This is a genomic window from Legionella drozanskii LLAP-1, assembly GCF_001467585.1.
Classification (GTDB): Bacteria; Pseudomonadota; Gammaproteobacteria; order Legionellales; family Legionellaceae; genus Tatlockia; species Tatlockia drozanskii.
The window spans coordinates 328,313-329,014 of the sequence record NZ_LNXY01000031.1 but is presented as its reverse complement, the minus strand read 5'-3'; the positions used below and the strand labels follow the sequence as shown (position 1 = coordinate 329,014).

Here is a 702-nt window from a genome sequence, read left to right as displayed (position 1 = left end):
ATGACGATGACCCACTACGCAACTCCTTGTAAAAATTAGTGAACGACAAAAGATTTACTATAAAATATTGTCCACAAATTATACGAGTGTTGCATTTAAAAATTGAATCCAAAAGTTAATGTAGTCAACGTTAAATAACTAGCATTAACGTTGGAGCGTTAATAATGTACTTGGAAAAATGCTCAAATTTATATTTCTAACTTAGAGCTTGTATTTCTACCACAGAAGAACTTGTGATTCCCAGGCGACTTGCAGCAGCATAAGAAAGATCTATAATTCGCGTACTATAAAAGGGACCACGATCATTAATACGAACCACTACTGTTCGTCCATTTTTTACATTCCTAACTCGTAGTCGGGTATTAAATGGAAGCGTAGGATGTGCAGCTGTCATAGAATACATATTGTACCGCTCTCCATTAGATGTCTTATGATGATGGAAGCGTTTACCATAAAACGTAGCTAGTCCTCGTGCTTTATACCCTTTTGCAGATCTAAGAGGTGTATATGCTTTACCCCTAACTTTATAAGAAGCTATTTCATGTCCTTGAGGCTTTGTTTTCATACAGGCGATTAAACTAAATAGCAATCCTGTAATGACAAAATAATGCATAGTTTTAATGGCTATTCTCATGCTTATCCCTAAATACCAAATGAGCTTGGAAAAATAGCATATTGATTGAAATCTGGCGACATATTCAT

Annotated in this window: 1 protein-coding gene; it reads right to left on the bottom strand. The window is 35.2% G+C overall.

From position 1 onward, the window contains the following. Positions 1-196: 196 nt before the first annotated feature. Positions 197-634: a septal ring lytic transglycosylase RlpA family protein gene (locus Ldro_RS14925; protein ID WP_157066497.1), complete on the bottom strand. Its 438-nt coding sequence runs from the start codon at positions 632-634 to the stop codon at positions 197-199. Positions 635-702: the final 68 nt, after the last annotated feature.

Coding starts and splice junctions, on each gene's coding strand:
- Ldro_RS14925 (WP_157066497.1), bottom strand. CDS start 634: ATGAGAATAGCCATTAAAACTATGCATTATTTTGTCATTACAGGATTG.